The following is a 17222-nucleotide window of genomic DNA, read 5'->3' as shown; positions in this document are numbered from 1 at the left end:
ACTTCCATGAACAGTTATCAAGATGACAAAAAAGTGAAAGCAGCGCCACTGTTGCTCGATCAGCAACTTTGCTTCGCACTTTATTCCGCCAATCTGGCGATGCATAAAGTCTATCGCAAGTTACTTAGCCAGATGGATATTACCTATCCGCAATATCTGGTCATGCTGGTGCTGTGGCAACAGGATTCACTCACGGTGTCAGAAATAGGCGAACGGCTTTTTCTGGATTCAGCGACGCTGACGCCGCTGTTGAAACGTCTGGAAAATGCGGGCTTAATCAACCGTCAGCGTTCCCGTCAGGATGAACGTCAGGTGGTGGTCAGCTTAACGGATGCCGGGTGGGCTTTACGTCAGCAGGCTGAAAGTATTCCTGATGACATTCAGTGTGCGTCAGACTGTAGCGAGGACGAGATGTATGCGCTTAAGCTACAGCTCAACCAGTTACGTGACAAACTGATGGCTCCGCGCTAAATTTTCTAATGAGTACAGGCAGTAAATTAACCTTCACTGTTCGACTACGTTGTGATGAGTAGCGAGCGATTAAATAGTGCAATGGAGAAAAGCGATGTCTTTAGAACAAGTGGTTTACCGTGCAAAAGCTAAAGCTACCGGTGGTCGTGATGGCCGCGCAACGTCTTCTGACGGCGTGCTGGATGTCAAACTGGGTGTGCCAAAAGAGATGGGCGGCGCAGGTGGCGAAGTCACTAACCCAGAGCAGCTTTTTGCAGCGGGATACTCAGCTTGCTTCCTGGGTGCGATGAAATTTGTTGCTGGCCGCGACAAGATTGCGATGCCAAAAGATGCATGGATTGAAGGTGAAGTCGGAATTGGTCCAATCCCAAATGGTTTTGGTATCGAAGCGACGCTGAATATCCACTTGCCTGACATGGATGAAGCAGAAGCACAGAAGCTGGTTGACGCCGCGCACATCGTGTGTCCTTACTCAAATGCCACACGTAACAATATTGACGTAACACTGAACATTATTCGCTAAGCGATCAAGGGCCTGGTTCCGGGCCCTTCCTTACTTTCTCTTCTGGCCCACTTCCCGGATCGTGCTGAACAGGATTATTTTCTGGTTTATAGCGTGGCCGCGTGCTTAACTGTGCCGCTTTATATCAGGGCATGTCAAAACGCTCAGAATTCTCTTCTTATTTAACCGGCTTGCTTAATTCGCGAACTCTGCAGAAATATGGCAGTCAGATTAACGTTTGGTTAAGCGCTTAGTCCGGGGAAACTCCATTTTTCATGAATTATATAAAATCATTAACACAGCAAAAGCTGTCGCTCTTGCTGGCTTTGTATCTCGGTATACTGCTGAATTTGCCGATTTTTTATCGCCGCTTTGCGGGACTGTTGACAACCTCAACCGTGACAGCCTGGCTCACCGCGCTTACAGAGGTTGTGGCTATCGTACTGTTAACGTTTTTCCTGATGCGGCTGTTATCGCTGGGTGGAAGAGTGTTTTACCGTATTCTGGCCACGTTGATCGTGCTGATTTCTGTCGCCGCCGCCTATTACATGGCCTTTTTTAATGTGGTTATCGGCTATGGCATTGTTGCATCCGTGATGACAACCGATACCGATCTGTCTAAAGAGGTCGTGGGCTATCACTTCATTTTGTGGATGGTCCTGGCCAGTGCGCTGCCGTTGTTCTTCATCTGGCGTAACAGTCTTAGCATGACGCTCAATGAGCAACTGCGCACACCAGGACAGCGTCTTAAGCCGACGCTTATCCTGCTGGCTTGCGTCGCCCTCGTCTGGCTGCCCATCCGCTACCTTGATAAGTTGCAAAAAAACAATGAGGAAGTGACCAATATCGATCTGCCCAGTTATGGCGGCGTAGTTGCGCACTCCTATTTACCCTCTAACTGGCTGGCCGCGCTGGGCCTGTTTACCTGGACGAAAGTCGACGAAACGCTGGAAAACCATGAACTGCTGGATCCTGCCCAAAAGTTTACCTATGTTGCGCCGCCGGGCTTAGATGATACTTACGTTGTATTTGTTATCGGCGAAACCACGCGCTGGGACCATATGGGATTGCTGGGCTACGAGCGTAATACCACGCCGAAGCTTTCTCAGGAGAAAAATCTGGTCGCATTCCGCGGTGAATCCTGTGATACCGCGACCAAGCTGTCTTTACGTTGTATGTTTGTACGTGAAGGCGGCACCATGGATAATCCTGGCCGGACGTTAAAAGAGCAAAATGTTTTCGCGGTAATGAAAGAGCTAGGCTTCACCTCAGAGCTGTTTGCGATGCAGAGTGAAGTCTGGTTCTACGATAACATCAACGCTAATAACTTCTCTTTCCGTGAGCAGATCGGTTCAGAACCACGCAATCAGGGCAAGTCAGTGGATGATATGCTGCTTGTACCTGAGCTGCAGGCATCATTGCAGCGTTATCCAAAAGGTAAGCATCTGGTTGTGTTGCATACCAAAGGTTCCCATTACCTCTATTCGCAACGGTATCCGCGCAGTTTTGCGCGTTACCAGCCTGAATGCATGGGCGTGGATGAAACCTGTAGCAAAGCGCAGTTGATTAATGCCTATGATAATTCGGTACTCTACGTCGACAGCATGCTGGACAGCGTATTGGATCAGCTGCGTGATAAGAAAGCGATTGTTTTCTATGCCTCTGATCATGGTGAATCGATTAGCGACAATATGCATTTGCACGGCACGCCGCGTGAGATGGCACCACCAGAGCAGTTCCGCGTGCCGATGATGGTCTGGGCATCGGACAAATACCTGGCGGACTCTACGAATCGCGAAAACTTTGAACGACTGCAGGCGCAACAGCGTACGGGCAAAACCCATCGTCATGTTGAGCTGTTTGATACGATTCTGGGCTGCCTGGGTTATACCTCGCCCGATGGTGGAATTAAGCAGGCGAACAACTGGTGTCAGGCGCCAGCCAGAACGGCGACTAAAGCGCTGTAATCACACAGGGATTTTGGATTGATAACGCCGAGAAGCCGCTGATCGCCTGCTTTCCAGGCGATTGGCCTTAAAAGCGCAAAAAGCGGTTGACGCTTATCAGGGGGAGCAGTAACATGCGCCCCCATCGGCGAGTAGCGCAGCTTGGTAGCGCAACTGGTTTGGGACCAGTGGGTCGGAGGTTCGAATCCTCTCTCGCCGACCATATTTAAGAAACCTGTCTGCAAAGACAGGTTTTTTTTCGCCTGAATAAAAGAGGATGAGAACCTCCGGAGGCGGTTTGCGCCGGGCGAAGCGAGACAACATTGCGAACGCAACGGCCCGAAGGGGGCTTACGCAGTAAGCCTAATCCTCTCTCGCCGACCCTGTTTAAGAAACCTGTCTGTAAAGACAGGTTTTTTTTCGCCTGAATAAAAGAGGATGAGAACCTCCGGAGGAGGTTTGCGCCGGGCGAAGCGAGACAACGTTGCGAACGCAACGGCCCGAAGGGGGCCTTACGCAGTAAGCCTAATCCTCTCTCGCCGACCCTGTTTAAGAAACCTTTCTGCAAAGACAGGTTTTTTTTCGCCTGAATAAAAGCGGGTGAGAACTGCCGAAGGCAGCTTGCGCCGTGTATGCGTAGGGTTTCGTTAATAAAGGGTGCCTTCTTTACTCTTTCTGTTTAGTTTTTAACCCAATGATAAAACAGCTTTTTTGCTGCGGCCTGACATAGTCATCGTCACCTGTGTTTGTGACGGAGCTTATGACGTGTTGTGAAAATTACGTCCTCACAGCAAGCCTTTATGGGTTTGTTATTAGAAAATCTCATGTCAGTAATTTTGTGAAAAACCAATAACACATCCTTGCAGCGCAATTTCATGGCAGACCGCTATTTTGCCGTCTCAAGGCGATGCAGGCCTTGTTGTCTGAGGGATGCTGGCAGGCGAAATATAAGTTTTGGTTATGCTGTAAAAAAGCAAAATGTTAAATTTTTGCGAGAAAATATCAGCATTTTCCGCTGTATGAACGTCATAACGCACAGGGAATCGTTCAGATATCCAACATTTGGCGCTAAATGATGTACGATTTTATTTAGTGGTAATGACTGCTTAACGATGACTGTGGTAGCAGAATGCGCGGAAATAAAGCCACGCCACTGTGCAATATAGGGCGTTAGCGCGCGCAGGGTTTTTTTTATCGTTGCTTGCTATTCCTCACACTCTGTGTAAATAACTAACCGTTGTATTGACGTTCTTTGCAACTGTTGACAAATTGATGCGTCAATAACGGTGCAGATACAGATTTTTCTGATGGGTACTTATCAATCAGCATTATCAAAACAAAAATATCTCACTCTTATCACCCGCTCAGGGTGGACCGCCTGAACCGCATAAAAAAACCAGAGGTCGGGCAATGCACACAACAACACATCACAATGGAGCAAAAGCATGATCAACTCCCTGGCCAAATCCAGGATGCTGAAGGTCGGTCTGAGCCTCGTCGCCATGACCGTAGCCGCAGGTGTTCAGGCGAAAACCCTGGTTTATTGTTCTGAAGGTTCTCCGGAAGGGTTTAACCCGCAACTCTTTACGTCGGGTACGACGTACGATGCCAGCTCTGTTCCAATCTATAACCGTCTGGTTGAATTCAAAACGGGTACGACCGAACTGGTACCTGGACTGGCTGAAAAGTGGGACGTCAGTGCTGACGGTAAAACGTATACCTTCCATTTGCGCAACGGCGTAAAATGGCAAACGACTAAAGATTTCAAACCTACGCGTGAATTTAACGCGGATGACGTCGTGTTTTCTTTTGAGCGTCAGTTAGACAAAAACAACAAATACCACAACGTCTCTGGCGGCAGCTACGAGTACTTTGAAGGTATGGATATGCCAAAGCTGATCAGCAAAATCGAAAAAGTAGACGATCATACCGTTCGCTTTGTGCTGACGCGTCCTGAAGCGCCTTTCCTGGCTGATCTGGGCATGGATTTCGCCTCCATCATGTCCAAAGAATACGCTGACAACATGCTGAAAGCCGGCACGCCTGAAAAAATTGACCTGAATCCAGTGGGCACCGGGCCGTTTGTGCTTCAGCAGTACCAGAAAGACTCACGTATCCTGTACAAAGCCAACCCGGATTACTGGGGAACCAAGCCAAAAATCGATCGTCTGGTTTTCTCGATTACCCCCGATGCGTCAGTACGTTACGCCAAGCTGCAGAAAGGCGAATGTCAGATCATGCCGTATCCGAATCCGGCTGATATCGCCAGCATGAAGAAAGACAGCAAAATTAACCTGATGGAGCAGCCAGGTCTGAACGTCGGTTACCTGTCATTCAACACCGAGAAAAAACCGCTGGATAACGTGAAAGTGCGTCAGGCACTGACCATGGCGGTAAACAAGAAAGCCATCATTGATGCGGTTTATCAGGGCGCCGGCCAGCCAGCGAAAAACCTGATTCCACCGACAATGTGGAGCTATAACAACGATGTTAAAGACTATGCCTACGATCCAGAGAAAGCCAAAGCGTTGCTGAAAGAAGCCGGTATGCCGGATGGTTTCTCTATCGATCTGTGGGCAATGCCGGTTCAGCGTCCTTATAACCCGAACGCGCGCCGTATGGCAGAGATGATTCAGGCTGACTGGGCGAAAATTGGCGTGAAAGCCAAGATTGTCACCTATGAATGGGGCGAGTACCTGAAACGTGCCAAAGCGGGTGAGCACCAGACGGTCATGATGGGCTGGACTGGCGATAATGGGGATCCCGATAACTTCTTCGCAACGCTGTTCAGCTGTGCGGCGGCGAAAGACGGCTCTAACTATTCGCGCTGGTGCTACAAGCCGTTTGAAGATTTGATTCAGCCAGCACGTGCGGAATCCGATCACAACAAACGTATTGAGTACTACAAGCAGGCTCAGGTTGTCATGCATGACCAGGCGCCTGCGCTGATCATCGCTCACTCAACCGTTTATGAGCCTGTAAGCAAGAAAGTTACTGGTTATGTCGTTGATCCATTAGGTAAACATCACTTCGATACCGTCGATATTCAGGAATAACCTTTCGGATTACTGCAGTCAGGGCCGGTTTTAACGGCCCTCAGGCGACCGTGTCAGGTCGCCTGTTATCTGCTCTTTTTTTTCCGGCTAATTACTTTTACAAAAAGAAGCGCTTCCTGCGTCGCGTTCTGCTGTCGCGGGATGCGGTTAATGAGCAATGTTATCTCTGGCCAGGGCCAGAGGAAAACGACTGAGAATTACGCCTATGCTGCAGTTCATACTCCGGCGTCTGGGGCTTGTCATCCCAACGTTCATCGGTATTACATTATTGACCTTCGCGTTTGTGCATATGATCCCGGGCGATCCGGTGCTGATCATGGCAGGTGAGCGCGGTATCTCCCCCGAGCGCCATGCTGAGTTAATGGCGATGATGGGGCTCGATCAGCCGCTGTGGAAACAGTATCTGCACTATATCAACGGTGTGCTGCACGGTGATTTAGGTATTTCACTGAAGAGCCGCATTCCTGTATGGACTGAATTCGTCCCGCGCTTTAAAGCCACCCTGGAACTGGGGATCTGCGCCATGATGTTTGCCGTCGCCGTGGGGATTCCGGTTGGCGTTCTGGCCGCAGTAAAACGTGGTTCTGTATTCGATCACACCGCGGTCGGGATTTCCCTGACCGGCTACTCGATGCCGATTTTCTGGTGGGGCATCATGTTGATTATGCTGGTGTCGGTCCAGCTCAATCTCACACCGGTTTCAGGTCGCGTGGCAGATACGGTGTTTCTGGACGACAGCCATCCGTTGACCGGTTTTATGCTGATTGACACGTTCATCTGGGGCGAGCCTGGCGACTTCAAAGATGCCGTCATGCATATGATTCTGCCCGCGATTGTGCTGGGCACCATTCCGCTGGCCGTCATCGTGCGCATGACGCGCTCCTCTATGCTGGAAGTGCTGGGTGAAGACTATATCCGCACCGCCCGGGCGAAAGGCCTGACGCGTATGCGCGTTATCGTCGTTCACGCTCTGCGTAATGCGATGTTGCCGGTTGTGACGGTCATCGGTTTGCAGGTGGGCACCTTGCTGGCAGGGGCCATCCTGACCGAAACCATCTTCTCCTGGCCGGGTTTGGGGCGCTGGCTGATCGAAGCGCTGCAACGCCGTGATTATCCGGTCGTGCAGGGCGGTGTGCTGCTGACGGCCATCCTGATTATCCTGGTCAACCTGTTGGTTGATCTGCTGTATGGCGTGGTGAACCCGCGCATACGTCATAAGAAATAAGGGGGCATCATGTCTGTCGTTGATCCCGCGAGTGTGAATGTCGCACCTAAGCCGATGACCCCGATTCAGGAGTTCTGGCACTACTTTAAACGTAACAAAGGTGCGGTTATCGGGCTGGTTTACATCATTCTGATGCTGTTGATTGCCATTTTTGCCGAGGTGCTGGCACCGCACGGCCCGGCGGAGCAGTTCCGTGATGCCCTGCTGCATCCACCTGTGTGGCAGGAGGGAGGAAGCTGGAGCTATATCCTGGGCACCGACGATGTGGGACGCGATATCCTCTCGCGTTTGATGTACGGCGCGCGCCTTTCCTTGCTGGTGGGCTGCATGGTCGTTGTGTTGTCGCTGATTTTTGGCGTGATTTTCGGCCTGCTGGCGGGCTATATCGGTGGAGCGGTTGATGCCACGATTATGCGTCTGGTCGACATTATGCTGGCGCTGCCTAGCCTGCTGTTAGCCCTTGTTCTGGTCGCCATTTTTGGTCCGTCGATCGTCAATGCTTCTATTGCTCTGACCTTTGTCGCGCTGCCGCACTATATCCGTCTGACACGCGCGGCGGTACTGGTTGAGGTCAATCGTGACTATGTGACGGCCTCAGGTGTCGCCGGTGCCGGTATGCTGCGTCAGATGTTTGTGAACATTCTGCCTAACTGCCTGGCCCCGTTAATTGTTCAGGCCTCGTTAGGGTTTTCCAACGCCATTCTTGATATGGCGGCGTTGGGCTTTCTCGGTATGGGTGCGCAACCGCCAACGCCGGAGTGGGGCACTATGCTCTCCGACGTATTGCAGTACGCGCAAAGTGCCTGGTGGGTGGTGACGTTCCCCGGATTAGTCATTCTGCTGACCGTGCTGGCATTTAACCTGATGGGCGATGGTTTGCGTGATGCACTCGACCCGAAACTCAAGCAGTAAAGAGGCACCGAGATGGCGTTATTAAATGTAGATAAGTTATCGGTGCATTTCGGCGACGATAAGGCACCGTTCCGCGCAGTAGACCGCATCAGTTATCAGGTTGAACAGGGCCAGGTGGTGGGCATTGTCGGTGAGTCGGGTTCGGGTAAATCCGTCAGTTCTCTGGCTATCATGGGGTTGATCGATTTCCCCGGTAAGGTGATGGCGGAAAAGCTCGAATTCAACCAACGCGATCTAAAGCGTATCTCTGAAAAAGAGCGCCGTCAGCTGGTGGGCGCCGAAGTGGCCATGATTTTTCAGGACCCGATGACCAGCCTGAACCCCTGCTATACCGTGGGTTACCAAATCATGGAAGCCATTAAGGTCCATCAGGGCGGTAATAAAAGTACCCGCCGCCAGCGGGCGATTGATCTACTGAATCAGGTGGGGATTCCCGATCCGGCCTCGCGGCTGGATGTGTATCCGCATCAACTGTCTGGTGGGATGAGCCAGCGCGTGATGATCGCGATGGCGATCGCCTGTCGTCCAAAGCTGCTGATTGCCGATGAACCGACGACCGCGCTGGACGTAACGATTCAGGCGCAGATCATTGAACTGCTGCTGGACCTGCAAAAGCAGGAAAACATGGCGCTGATCCTGATCACACACGACCTGGCACTGGTGGCAGAAGCGGCCCACCATATCATTGTGATGTATGCCGGCCAGGTAGTAGAGAGCGGCAAAGCGTCCGATATCTTTAAAGCCCCCCGTCATCCTTACACGCAGGCGTTATTGCGTGCGCTGCCAGAATTCGCGGCCGATAAAGCACGCCTGGCCTCATTGCCGGGGGTGGTGCCAGGCAAATACGATCGTCCAATGGGCTGTCTGCTGAATCCACGCTGCCCTTATGCTAACGATCGCTGCCGTAAAGAAGAACCTGAACTGCGGACGATTCCGGGACGTCAGTCCAAATGTCACTATCCGCTGGACGATGCCGGGAGACCAACCTATGAGTCCTGAGAAAACGAAGCACGACTATCTGCTGCAGGCTATTGACCTGAAAAAACACTATCCGGTGAAAAAAGGCTTATTTGGTCAGGAGCGGCTGGTCAAAGCGCTGGATGGTGTCTCTTTTAACCTGGAGCGCGGAAAAACACTGGCCGTGGTGGGGGAGTCAGGCTGCGGCAAATCCACGTTAGGCCGTTTACTGACTATGATTGAAACGCCGACGGAAGGGCAGCTTTACTGGCATGGTCAGGATTTATTAAAACACGATCCGCAGGCGCAAAAGCTGCGTCGACAGAAAATTCAGATCGTGTTTCAAAATCCCTATGGTTCGCTAAACCCGCGTAAAAAAGTCAGCCAGATTCTGGAAGAGCCGCTGATCATTAACACTTCGCTCACTAAAGCCGAGCGGCGTGAAAAAACGCTGGAAATGATGGCCAAAGTCGGTCTGAAAACCGAGCACTATGACCGTTATCCCCATATGTTTTCCGGAGGACAACGTCAGCGTATTGCGATTGCGCGTGGCCTGATGCTCGATCCGGATGTCTTAATCGCAGATGAACCGGTTTCGGCGTTGGACGTGTCAGTGCGTGCGCAGGTGCTTAACCTGATGATGGATCTGCAGCAAGACATGGGGCTGTCTTATGTCTTCATCTCTCACGATCTGTCGGTGGTTGAACACATTGCAGATGACGTGATGGTGATGTACCTGGGACGCTGCGTTGAAAAGGGCAGTAAAGAGGCGATTTTTGCTCATCCCCGCCATCCTTACACCCAGGCGCTTCTGTCGGCCACGCCACGTCTGAATCCTGACGATCGTCGTGAACGTATCAAGCTGACCGGTGAACTCCCCAGCCCGCTCAATCCGCCTCCGGGTTGCGCGTTCAATGCGCGCTGCCGTCGCCGTTTTGGCACCTGTGTTCAGTTGCAGCCGAAACTGAAGCAGTACGGTGAGCAGCAGATAGCCTGTTTTGCGGTTGATCAGGATGAAAACCAACTGATTGCGTCAGGTGATGTGACGCGCTAGAGATGTCCTGTCAGGCGGAATCCTTGTAGGTAAACGACAGGTGATTCCGCTTGACTGTAGAAGCCCGCAACGCTGTCGTTACCTTCCTGGCGTCACTCATCGCCAAAATGCACCGCTGGTTAGTGGCATGTTCTTCCTCTGCCCGTTCGCGGCATTCATAAATCCTGGGATGTGACGTGCCGCCGGATTTGAAGAATACAGGTTTTGTTGGCCACGCATTCGCGTAGTAATACTTTACCAACCATAATTCAATATTCTCACAACCCTTAAGCACCAACGTCTGAATGCTGTAAAAACGACAGTACACGAGACAGCTTTTTTTTTGCTTTCCAATACAAGGAGTTGTGTTAGCCATGCTCCCCGGGTTAGTAGATACTTAGATGTTAATCATTGAGGCTGATATTTTACTTAAGGCTGTCTCAATAATTTTACGAAATATATGTGAGTTAGTGCTCATTTTTTGCTAAACACAACTAATTAGCATTAAGCTTTCTTATTGAATCTGTTGGTTTTGTAATCAGAATTATCTCACTGTGTTCAAATTATTATGATATATTCCTGGAAAAATCCTCCCTATGTTTTAGGTTGTGGTGTATGAAGAATTACGACGACTTACAGCGTTTTAAGGAAAAGACAAAAACGCTCGATATCGCCTTTCAGGATATGTCAGGCCAATCGCAGGAAGCGGCGGAGAAAAGTAAATGGTCTCTCATTCGTCAACTGGCGAGTGACGATCAGCAAATGCCGTTTAGTGGTGGCCAGCGTATTGATTTACCCCAGCCACAACCGATTCAGGGTGATGAGTTTAGTCTGGACATGGGTTCAGCGTTAACTCAGAGCGCGCAGGTGTCGACGCCTGCATCTGCCTCTTCCCGTTCCCTCATAAACAGCCTGTCAGCCAGCGAGCCGCTTCCTGACGTGACTGAGCCTGCTTCACACGCTTCCTCTTCCCTGTTCCCGACATCCTCAGCAACGCCTCAGGCCGGGGTCGCTGTACAGAAGACGCATGCGCCGGTAACGGCACCTGACACTGCCCCCTCAATCCCGGCACGTCCTGAAGCAGAGAACGGTCGCTTCAGCGATCTGTTCCGTGCGCGTAACAGCGCGTCAGAGAATTTACCTAAAGAAACGTTATTAAAACCGTTACTGGAGAAGATTGCCTTATGCCGTTAGTTTGTGTGTGCTCGCCCAAAGGTGGGGTGGGAAAAACTACGTTGGCAGCCAATCTGGCCTGGAGTCTGGCCCGATCGGGTAGCAAGGTATTGGCAATTGATTTTGATGTACAGAATGCATTGCGTCTTCATTTCGGCGTTCCCCTGAATGACGGACGGGGTTTCGTTGCTCGCTCAGAAGAGCAGGCTGACTGGAGCCAGTCTATTTTGACGACCGGAGGGAACATTTTTGTTCTGCCTTACGGCAATGTTACCGAAGCCCAGCGTGAGCGGTTCGAAGAGAATCTGACTAAAGACCCGCATTTTCTCAAGCGAGGCCTTGATACGTTACTGAACTATCCCGGCCTGGTGATGGTAGCGGACTTTCCTCCCGGACCCGGACCTGCGCTTAAAGCCATCAGGGCATTAGCCGATATGCATTTGGTCGTTATGTTGGCGGATACCGCCTCCGTGTCACTGTTACCCCATATTGAAGAAAACCGCCTGATTGGGCAGCCGCTGAACAGCCGGCACGGTCACTATTTTGTCCTCAACCAGTGCGACAATCGCCGGAATATCAATCGCGATGTGACCGCTTTTCTTCAGCAACGGCTGGGCGATACGCTCCTGGGGCAGATTCATCGTGATGAAAGTGTGGGTGAGGCCAACGCCTCGCAGCAATCCGTTTATGATTTCAGCCCTGCCTCTGCTGCTGCCTTTGATATCGAACTGATCACCAAGCGTGTCGCCAGTATTCTGAATATCACGGTGGGGAATGGCGAAGTTCAGGCGCAAATTAACACCGGTAACTACTAAATGTAATGACCTGCTCCGGCAGGTTAAAAAAAACAGCTCTTTCAGGGTGGGTCATGGGTAAACTTGGGTTTTACCTGCTGCTGCTGGTGCTTGCACCTGTTGCTGCGGTGATTATTATCACGCCGATGGATAGTCAAAAACAGTATATTTTTGGCTTGATTAGCATTGGTATGGTGTTTTTATTGGGGTTCAGTAAAAGCCGTAAAATAACGGTAGTGTTGGTTATTCTTTCTGCCCTGATGTCATCCCGCTATATATGGTGGCGGACGACGGAAACACTGTATTTTAATTCTGAAATCGAAGCGATTCTTGGCATTGGCTTATATATTGCGGAACTGTATGTCTGGCTGATCCTTATACTCGGCTTCCTGCAAACCACATGGCCATTAAAGCGAACGATTGAACCCCTGCCGGAGGACACCAGCCTGTGGCCAACGGTTGATGTCTATATCCCCACGTATAATGAAAGTCTTGATGTCGTACGTGACACTGTTCTGGCCGCACAGTGTATTGACTATCCGCGTGACAAGATAAAGGTTTACCTGCTTGACGATGGAAAACGCCGGGAGTTTGCTGTATTCGCGGCCGACGTGGGTGTGGGCTACATCACGCGCGACGATAACAGCCATGCCAAAGCCGGTAATCTTAATCACGCAATGAAGATCACAAAAGGTGAACTGATTTGCGTGTTTGACTGCGACCACGTAGCGACCCGCACATTTTTACAGGCAACGGTGGGCCCGTTCCTGAAAGATCCTAAGCTGGCGCTGTTACAGACGCCGCACTATTTTTATTCGCCCGATCCGTTTGAACGCAATCTGCGCGCAGCGCGCAGTATTCCTAATGAGGGTGCGCTGTTCTATGGTCCGGTGCAGCAGGGTAATGACAACTGGAACGCGACTTTCTTCTGCGGTTCCTGTGCCGTCATTCGTCGTTCTGCGCTGGAAGAGATTGGCGGTTTCGCCGTCGAAACGGTGACCGAAGATGCCCATACGGCGTTGAAAATGCAGCGTCGTGGGTGGGGATCGGCCTTTCTGGCCATTCCTCTGGCTGCAGGTCTGGCGACTGAACGTCTGGGCCTGCACGTAATACAACGTACCCGCTGGGCCCGCGGAATGACGCAGATTTTCCGCGTCGATAACCCACTTTTGGGTCGTGGCTTAAAGTGGCAACAGCGGCTTTGCTATCTCAATGCCATGCTGCATTTCCAGTTTGGTCTGCCGCGCGTCATCTTCCTGACCGCGCCGCTGGCTTATCTGTTGTTCAATCTGAATATTATCCATTCGTCAGCATCGCTTATTTTTGCTTATGTCCTGCCTCATCTGGTGCTGTCGTTGTCGGTAAACTCGCGTATGAATGGCCGTTTCCGCTACACCTTCTGGGGGGAAATTTATGAAACCGTCATGTGTTTCCACCTGGTGATTCCGACGATTTTGACATTGCTGTCACCTAAGCATGGCAAATTTAACGTAACGGACAAAGGCGGCGTACTGGATCAGGGCTTCTTCGATTTCCATATTGTTCGCCCGCACGTCATCGTTGCGCTATTGCTCAGCATTGGCATCGTAGCGGGTATCGTGCGTGCGACGATGCATGACTATTTTGGTGTCGATCCTTACGTGATTGCCCTTAACGTAGGCTGGGCGATCTTCAGCTTAATTATTTTAATGGCCGCGATTGCGGTCGCGCGTGAAACCAAGCAGGTACGAAAAACGATTCGTATCGAGGTGCAAATTCCGGCCATTATTCATTACGCCAGCGGTATTTCCTCGCGCACTATGACCAGCGATCTCTCAATGGGAGGCGCGCATCTGGACGCACCGGATAACCGTCATGAGCATGACACGATTGAAGAGATCGATCTGTTGCTGAAATCCGGCACGATTACTATCCCGGCAAGCAAAATTTCCGGCGATGAAGAGAGCATTCGTCTCAGCTTTGGCGCAATGCCGCTGTCGCGTCGTCGCGAACTGGTGCGTGTGGTACTGGCGCGAGCGGATGCATGGATTCAGCCTGAATATAAGCAAGATAATCCCCTTACTTCTTTGGGTACCATTATTCGTACTGTTTTCGAACTGTTCTGGCTGACCTGGTTAGATCGCCGTGAGAAACGTAAAGGCGGAGCGCAAAACGTGGCGGTGAAAGAGGACAGTGCAGTATGAGAATGTTGATACAGTCGATGCTTGCAGGGTCGCTTTCGGCTGCATTGTGGGCTCTGCCGGCGTCGGCAGAGGCGCCCGTTGCCGGTAATAACGCCAGCCTTACTGCGGTAAATAACGGCCAGACCACGGACAGCAATGCGGTGTTAAACAACAGCGCGGCACCGGAAAGTGGCGCGGTGCCGAATAACAGCGCAGTAATCAACAACAGCCCTGCGACAGGTAGCAGTGCTGCCCCGATCATGAGGACTGCAGCGGATGGTAATACCACCCTCAACAACAGCGCCGCACCTGGCAGCAACGCAGTAATCAACAACAGCCCTGCGACAGGTAGCAGTGCTGCCCCGATCATGAGGACTGCAACGGATGGCGATACCACCCTCAACAACAGCGCCGCACCTGGCAGCAACGCAGTAATCAACAACAGCTCTGTGCCAGATAGCAGTGCTGCCCCGATCATGAGGACTGCACCGGATAGCAATACCACACCAAACAACAGCCCAGCGTCAGACAGCAATGCTGGGCTGAATAACAGCGCAGCCCCAGCAGCCAGCACCGGGGCAGAGAACCCTGCGGTATCAACCTCAACTCATGAGGCGGCTTCCGGATCGGCGATGCCGAATGGCGGGACAGCCGCTGCGCCGTCTGCCAGCAGCCCTGCTACCGTCACCCATGACAGCAGCGCGCTGTCGAGCGTACCGCCACCGGCGGGGCTTGATAACGCAGAACCGGCCCTGGAAGCGGCGGCGGGTGCAACCCCTTATGCACCGGGTCAGGCTACGGCGACCGCGATGGCCAGCAGCATGCTCAATCAGCCCGTCAGCAGCACGCTGAGCGTGGCGCAAATGGGGCAGCGACAGGGGATTACGCTGACCGGTGGTCAACTGCAATCGGGTATCCTGTTTACGTTGCCAGGCGATGAGGTAGTGACCAACGCACGCCTTAACCTGTCGCTGCGCGTTTCCCAGGCGCTGGCGGCACGTAATACCTCTCTGCAGTTAATGTTAAACGGCCAACCGCTCGGTACGCTGCCGTTAGGTTCGGGCGACAGTGATGAAAGCGATTACCAGCTGGACATTCCGGCGGCCATGATCGTGTCCAACAACAACCTGAGTTTTAAAATTAACGACGCCGATAAGCTGTTGTGCGAAAAAGACAGTGCGGAACAGTATCAGGTGACTATTCTGCCCAAAACGATGTTGAGCCTTGAAGGCCAGCAGTTAAATATTGGTACCAGCCTGCGTAACTTCCCGCGGCCATTTATTGACCCGCAACGTATGACCGCAGCGGATGTCACGTTCGCCTTTACCAACAGCGTCTCACCCGACACGGTCACTGCGGCAGTGCTGGTGGCATCCTGGTTGGGCATTCAAAGTGATTACCGCGGCATCAGCTTCCCGGTCGTCCGCGGTACGCTGCCGGAAAAAAACGGCATCTTGTTTGGTCATCCCGGTGACAAGATTGGCACACTGACCTTTCCTGCCGGTTCAGGGCCCACCCTGCAAATGGTCGATAATCCAGGCAATCCGGTGTATAAGCTGCTGCTGGTGAGTGGCGCAGACGAAAATCAGTTGCGCCAGGCCGCGAATCGTCTGACAACCCAGCCCCTGACTACCGATGGCAGCATGTTACAGGTTAAGCCGCAATCCATTGCCAGTCGCAGTCCTTACGATGCGCCTCGCTGGATCAATACGCTCCATCCTGTCCGTCTGGGTCAGCTGTTGCGCAAAGATCAAAGCCTTACCGCGACCGGTATCTGGCACGATGCGATGCGGGTTAATTTCCGCGCAGCGCCCGATCTGTTTTTGTGGGATGGGGATACGGTTCCGCTCCATTTGCATTACCGCTTTCCGTCAGAGACCTGGATTGATGAGAAAAACTCACTGCTCAATGTCACCCTGAACGGAACTTTCCTGCGTAATCTGACCGTCAATAAAGAGGGGCTTCTGGAAAGCGTCTGGCACCGCCTGGGTGGCGATGCGCGTCAGGAGCATTACCAGATTAACCTCGATCCCTATCTGATTTACGGCGATAACCAGCTGGCGCTCTATTTTAATATTAAGCCCAAGGCCGATGCGCCCTGCGGCGTGTTACTCAACAACAATATTAAGAGCCGAATTGAAGAGGACTCCTGGATCGATCTGAGTCACACGCGGCACTTTAGCATGTTGCCTAACCTGTCCTATTTTGTGGGCGCTTCGTTTCCGTTTTCCCGTCTGGCGGACTTTTCACAAACCACACTACTGCTGCCCGGGCAGCCCAGCGATGCGGAAATTTCCACGCTGTTAAATCTGTCCGCTCGCGCGGGAAATGCGACGGGTGTTGTCCTGGCACAGAATCAGGTGTTGTTTGGTCTGCCAAACGGCGGCAATAACCTGGCACGGGTTCAGCAAACGGATTTACTGGCCGTGAGCACGACCGGAAACAGCGCATTCAATCAGGCAATGCTCGAAAACTCGCCTTATGACGCTAACGGCAGCGCGCTGGGTGTGAAAGAACCGACCACGCTTGAAAAACTGCGCAGCTGGCTGATGGGTGACTGGTATCGTCAACCACTGGATGCCGATCGCTATTTCTCTTCGAATGAGTCCTGGCGTGGTTTTCTGAGTTACCGCTCGACATGGAACCCGGATCGTCTGGTCGTGATGGCGGTTGCTACCAGTGACGACCAGTTGCTGAGATTACATGGTGACCTCAGCTCTGCCCGCATTAATGCGGCGGTAAGAGGCGATACTGCCATTATTACCGATGAGAATGGCATCCGAAGCTTCCGGGTTGGGCCGCAGTTTCCCAGTGGGGAAATGCCGTGGTACATGATGGTGGTATGGTATGCCAACCAGCACTCGGTATTAATGGCGCTGGCTGCGCTGCTGTTTTCCGCCGTGGTGGGCAGTGCCGCGTGGGCCATGTTGAAACGACATGCCTCGCGTCGACTGCAGGCAAATGATAATCGCGATGCCGGTAAGAAGTAAG

At 52.0% G+C, this 17222-nt stretch carries 12 protein-coding genes, 1 tRNA gene and 2 other RNA genes; all 15 read left to right on the top strand.

The features are described 5' to 3' along the window. The first annotated feature begins 6 nt into the window (after nt 1–6). The 15 genes from C7434_RS18985 (at nt 7) to bcsB (ending at nt 17221) form a co-directional block, all read left to right on the top strand. Nucleotides 7–471 carry a MarR family transcriptional regulator gene (locus C7434_RS18985; protein ID WP_033737315.1) on the top strand — a complete coding sequence of 155 codons (465 nt, stop codon included), beginning with the start codon at nt 7–9 and terminating at the stop codon, nt 469–471. 94 nt (nt 472–565) lie between these two features. Then, nucleotides 566–994, top strand: coding sequence for an organic hydroperoxide resistance protein (locus C7434_RS18980; protein WP_006121405.1), 429 nt, complete (start codon nt 566–568; stop codon nt 992–994). Nucleotides 995–1248: 254 nt separating this feature from the next. Continuing rightward, nucleotides 1249–2940 (top strand): kdo(2)-lipid A phosphoethanolamine 7''-transferase, encoded by a 1692-nt coding sequence (eptB, locus tag C7434_RS18975; RefSeq protein WP_006121406.1) that lies wholly within the window; start codon nt 1249–1251, stop codon nt 2938–2940. 125 nt (nt 2941–3065) lie between these two features. After that, nucleotides 3066–3142, top strand: a tRNA-Pro gene (locus tag C7434_RS18970). 33 nt (nt 3143–3175) lie between these two features. Then, a non-coding RNA gene (locus C7434_RS18965) (RtT sRNA) lies at nt 3176–3303 on the top strand. Nucleotides 3304–3336: 33 nt separating this feature from the next. Next, nucleotides 3337–3465, top strand: a non-coding RNA gene (locus C7434_RS18960) — RtT sRNA. An 899-nt stretch (nt 3466–4364) separates the two neighbouring features. Beyond that, complete coding sequence (gene dppA / locus C7434_RS18955; RefSeq protein WP_006121407.1) at nt 4365–5975, top strand: dipeptide ABC transporter periplasmic-binding protein DppA; 1611 nt, start codon at nt 4365–4367, stop codon at nt 5973–5975. A gap of 205 nt (nt 5976–6180) precedes the next feature. Continuing rightward, a complete protein-coding gene (gene dppB, locus C7434_RS18950; protein WP_033737316.1) occupies nt 6181–7200 on the top strand; it encodes a dipeptide ABC transporter permease DppB in 1020 nt (339 codons plus the stop codon). A 9-nt stretch (nt 7201–7209) separates the two neighbouring features. Then, nucleotides 7210–8112 carry a dipeptide ABC transporter permease DppC gene (gene dppC / locus C7434_RS18945; RefSeq protein ID WP_006121409.1) on the top strand — a complete coding sequence of 301 codons (903 nt, stop codon included), beginning with the start codon at nt 7210–7212 and terminating at the stop codon, nt 8110–8112. A gap of 12 nt (nt 8113–8124) precedes the next feature. After that, complete coding sequence (gene dppD, locus C7434_RS18940) at nt 8125–9111, top strand: dipeptide ABC transporter ATP-binding protein (protein WP_006121410.1); 987 nt, start codon at nt 8125–8127, stop codon at nt 9109–9111. Then, the gene (dppF, locus tag C7434_RS18935; protein WP_033737317.1) at nt 9101–10123 is read left to right on the top strand and encodes a dipeptide ABC transporter ATP-binding subunit DppF; all 1023 of its coding nucleotides are present in this window, start codon (nt 9101–9103) and stop codon (nt 10121–10123) included. Before dppD ends, dppF begins: the two co-directional genes overlap by 11 nt. Nucleotides 10124–10717: 594 nt before the next feature. Beyond that, nucleotides 10718–11296: a cellulose biosynthesis protein BcsO gene (gene bcsO / locus C7434_RS18930; protein ID WP_006121412.1), complete on the top strand. Its 579-nt coding sequence runs from the start codon at nt 10718–10720 to the stop codon at nt 11294–11296. Beyond that, nucleotides 11287–12090 (top strand): cellulose biosynthesis protein BcsQ, encoded by an 804-nt coding sequence (gene bcsQ, locus C7434_RS18925; RefSeq protein ID WP_033737319.1) that lies wholly within the window; start codon nt 11287–11289, stop codon nt 12088–12090. Before bcsO ends, bcsQ begins: the two co-directional genes overlap by 10 nt. A gap of 53 nt (nt 12091–12143) precedes the next feature. Continuing rightward, complete coding sequence (bcsA, locus tag C7434_RS18920; RefSeq protein ID WP_133745817.1) at nt 12144–14252, top strand: UDP-forming cellulose synthase catalytic subunit; 2109 nt, start codon at nt 12144–12146, stop codon at nt 14250–14252. Further along, nucleotides 14249–17221 carry a cellulose biosynthesis cyclic di-GMP-binding regulatory protein BcsB gene (gene bcsB, locus C7434_RS18915; protein WP_133745816.1) on the top strand — a complete coding sequence of 991 codons (2973 nt, stop codon included), beginning with the start codon at nt 14249–14251 and terminating at the stop codon, nt 17219–17221. Before bcsA ends, bcsB begins: the two co-directional genes overlap by 4 nt. The last annotated feature ends 1 nt before the right edge of the window (nt 17222 follow it).

The sequence above is a fragment of the Pantoea sp. PNA 14-12 genome (assembly GCF_004364735.1).
Classification (GTDB): Bacteria; Pseudomonadota; Gammaproteobacteria; order Enterobacterales; family Enterobacteriaceae; genus Pantoea; species Pantoea stewartii.
The sequence above is the reverse complement of the archived record's forward strand: the minus strand, read 5'-3'. Positions and strand labels throughout refer to the sequence as shown.

Bases quoted from the DNA above. Each gene is read 5' to 3' on its own strand.
- dppA (WP_006121407.1), top strand. From the start codon at position 4,365: ATGATCAACTCCCTGGCCAAATCCAGGATGCTGAAGGTCGGTCTGAGC.
- dppD (WP_006121410.1), top strand. From the start codon at position 8,125: ATGGCGTTATTAAATGTAGATAAGTTATCGGTGCATTTCGGCGACGAT.
- dppB (WP_033737316.1), top strand. From the start codon at position 6,181: ATGCTGCAGTTCATACTCCGGCGTCTGGGGCTTGTCATCCCAACGTTC.
- C7434_RS18980 (WP_006121405.1), top strand. From the start codon at position 566: ATGTCTTTAGAACAAGTGGTTTACCGTGCAAAAGCTAAAGCTACCGGT.
- eptB (WP_006121406.1), top strand. From the start codon at position 1,249: ATGAATTATATAAAATCATTAACACAGCAAAAGCTGTCGCTCTTGCTG.
- bcsQ (WP_033737319.1), top strand. From the start codon at position 11,287: ATGCCGTTAGTTTGTGTGTGCTCGCCCAAAGGTGGGGTGGGAAAAACT.
- dppF (WP_033737317.1), top strand. From the start codon at position 9,101: ATGAGTCCTGAGAAAACGAAGCACGACTATCTGCTGCAGGCTATTGAC.
- bcsA (WP_133745817.1), top strand. From the start codon at position 12,144: ATGGGTAAACTTGGGTTTTACCTGCTGCTGCTGGTGCTTGCACCTGTT.
- bcsO (WP_006121412.1), top strand. From the start codon at position 10,718: ATGAAGAATTACGACGACTTACAGCGTTTTAAGGAAAAGACAAAAACG.
- dppC (WP_006121409.1), top strand. From the start codon at position 7,210: ATGTCTGTCGTTGATCCCGCGAGTGTGAATGTCGCACCTAAGCCGATG.
- C7434_RS18985 (WP_033737315.1), top strand. From the start codon at position 7: ATGAACAGTTATCAAGATGACAAAAAAGTGAAAGCAGCGCCACTGTTG.
- bcsB (WP_133745816.1), top strand. From the start codon at position 14,249: ATGAGAATGTTGATACAGTCGATGCTTGCAGGGTCGCTTTCGGCTGCA.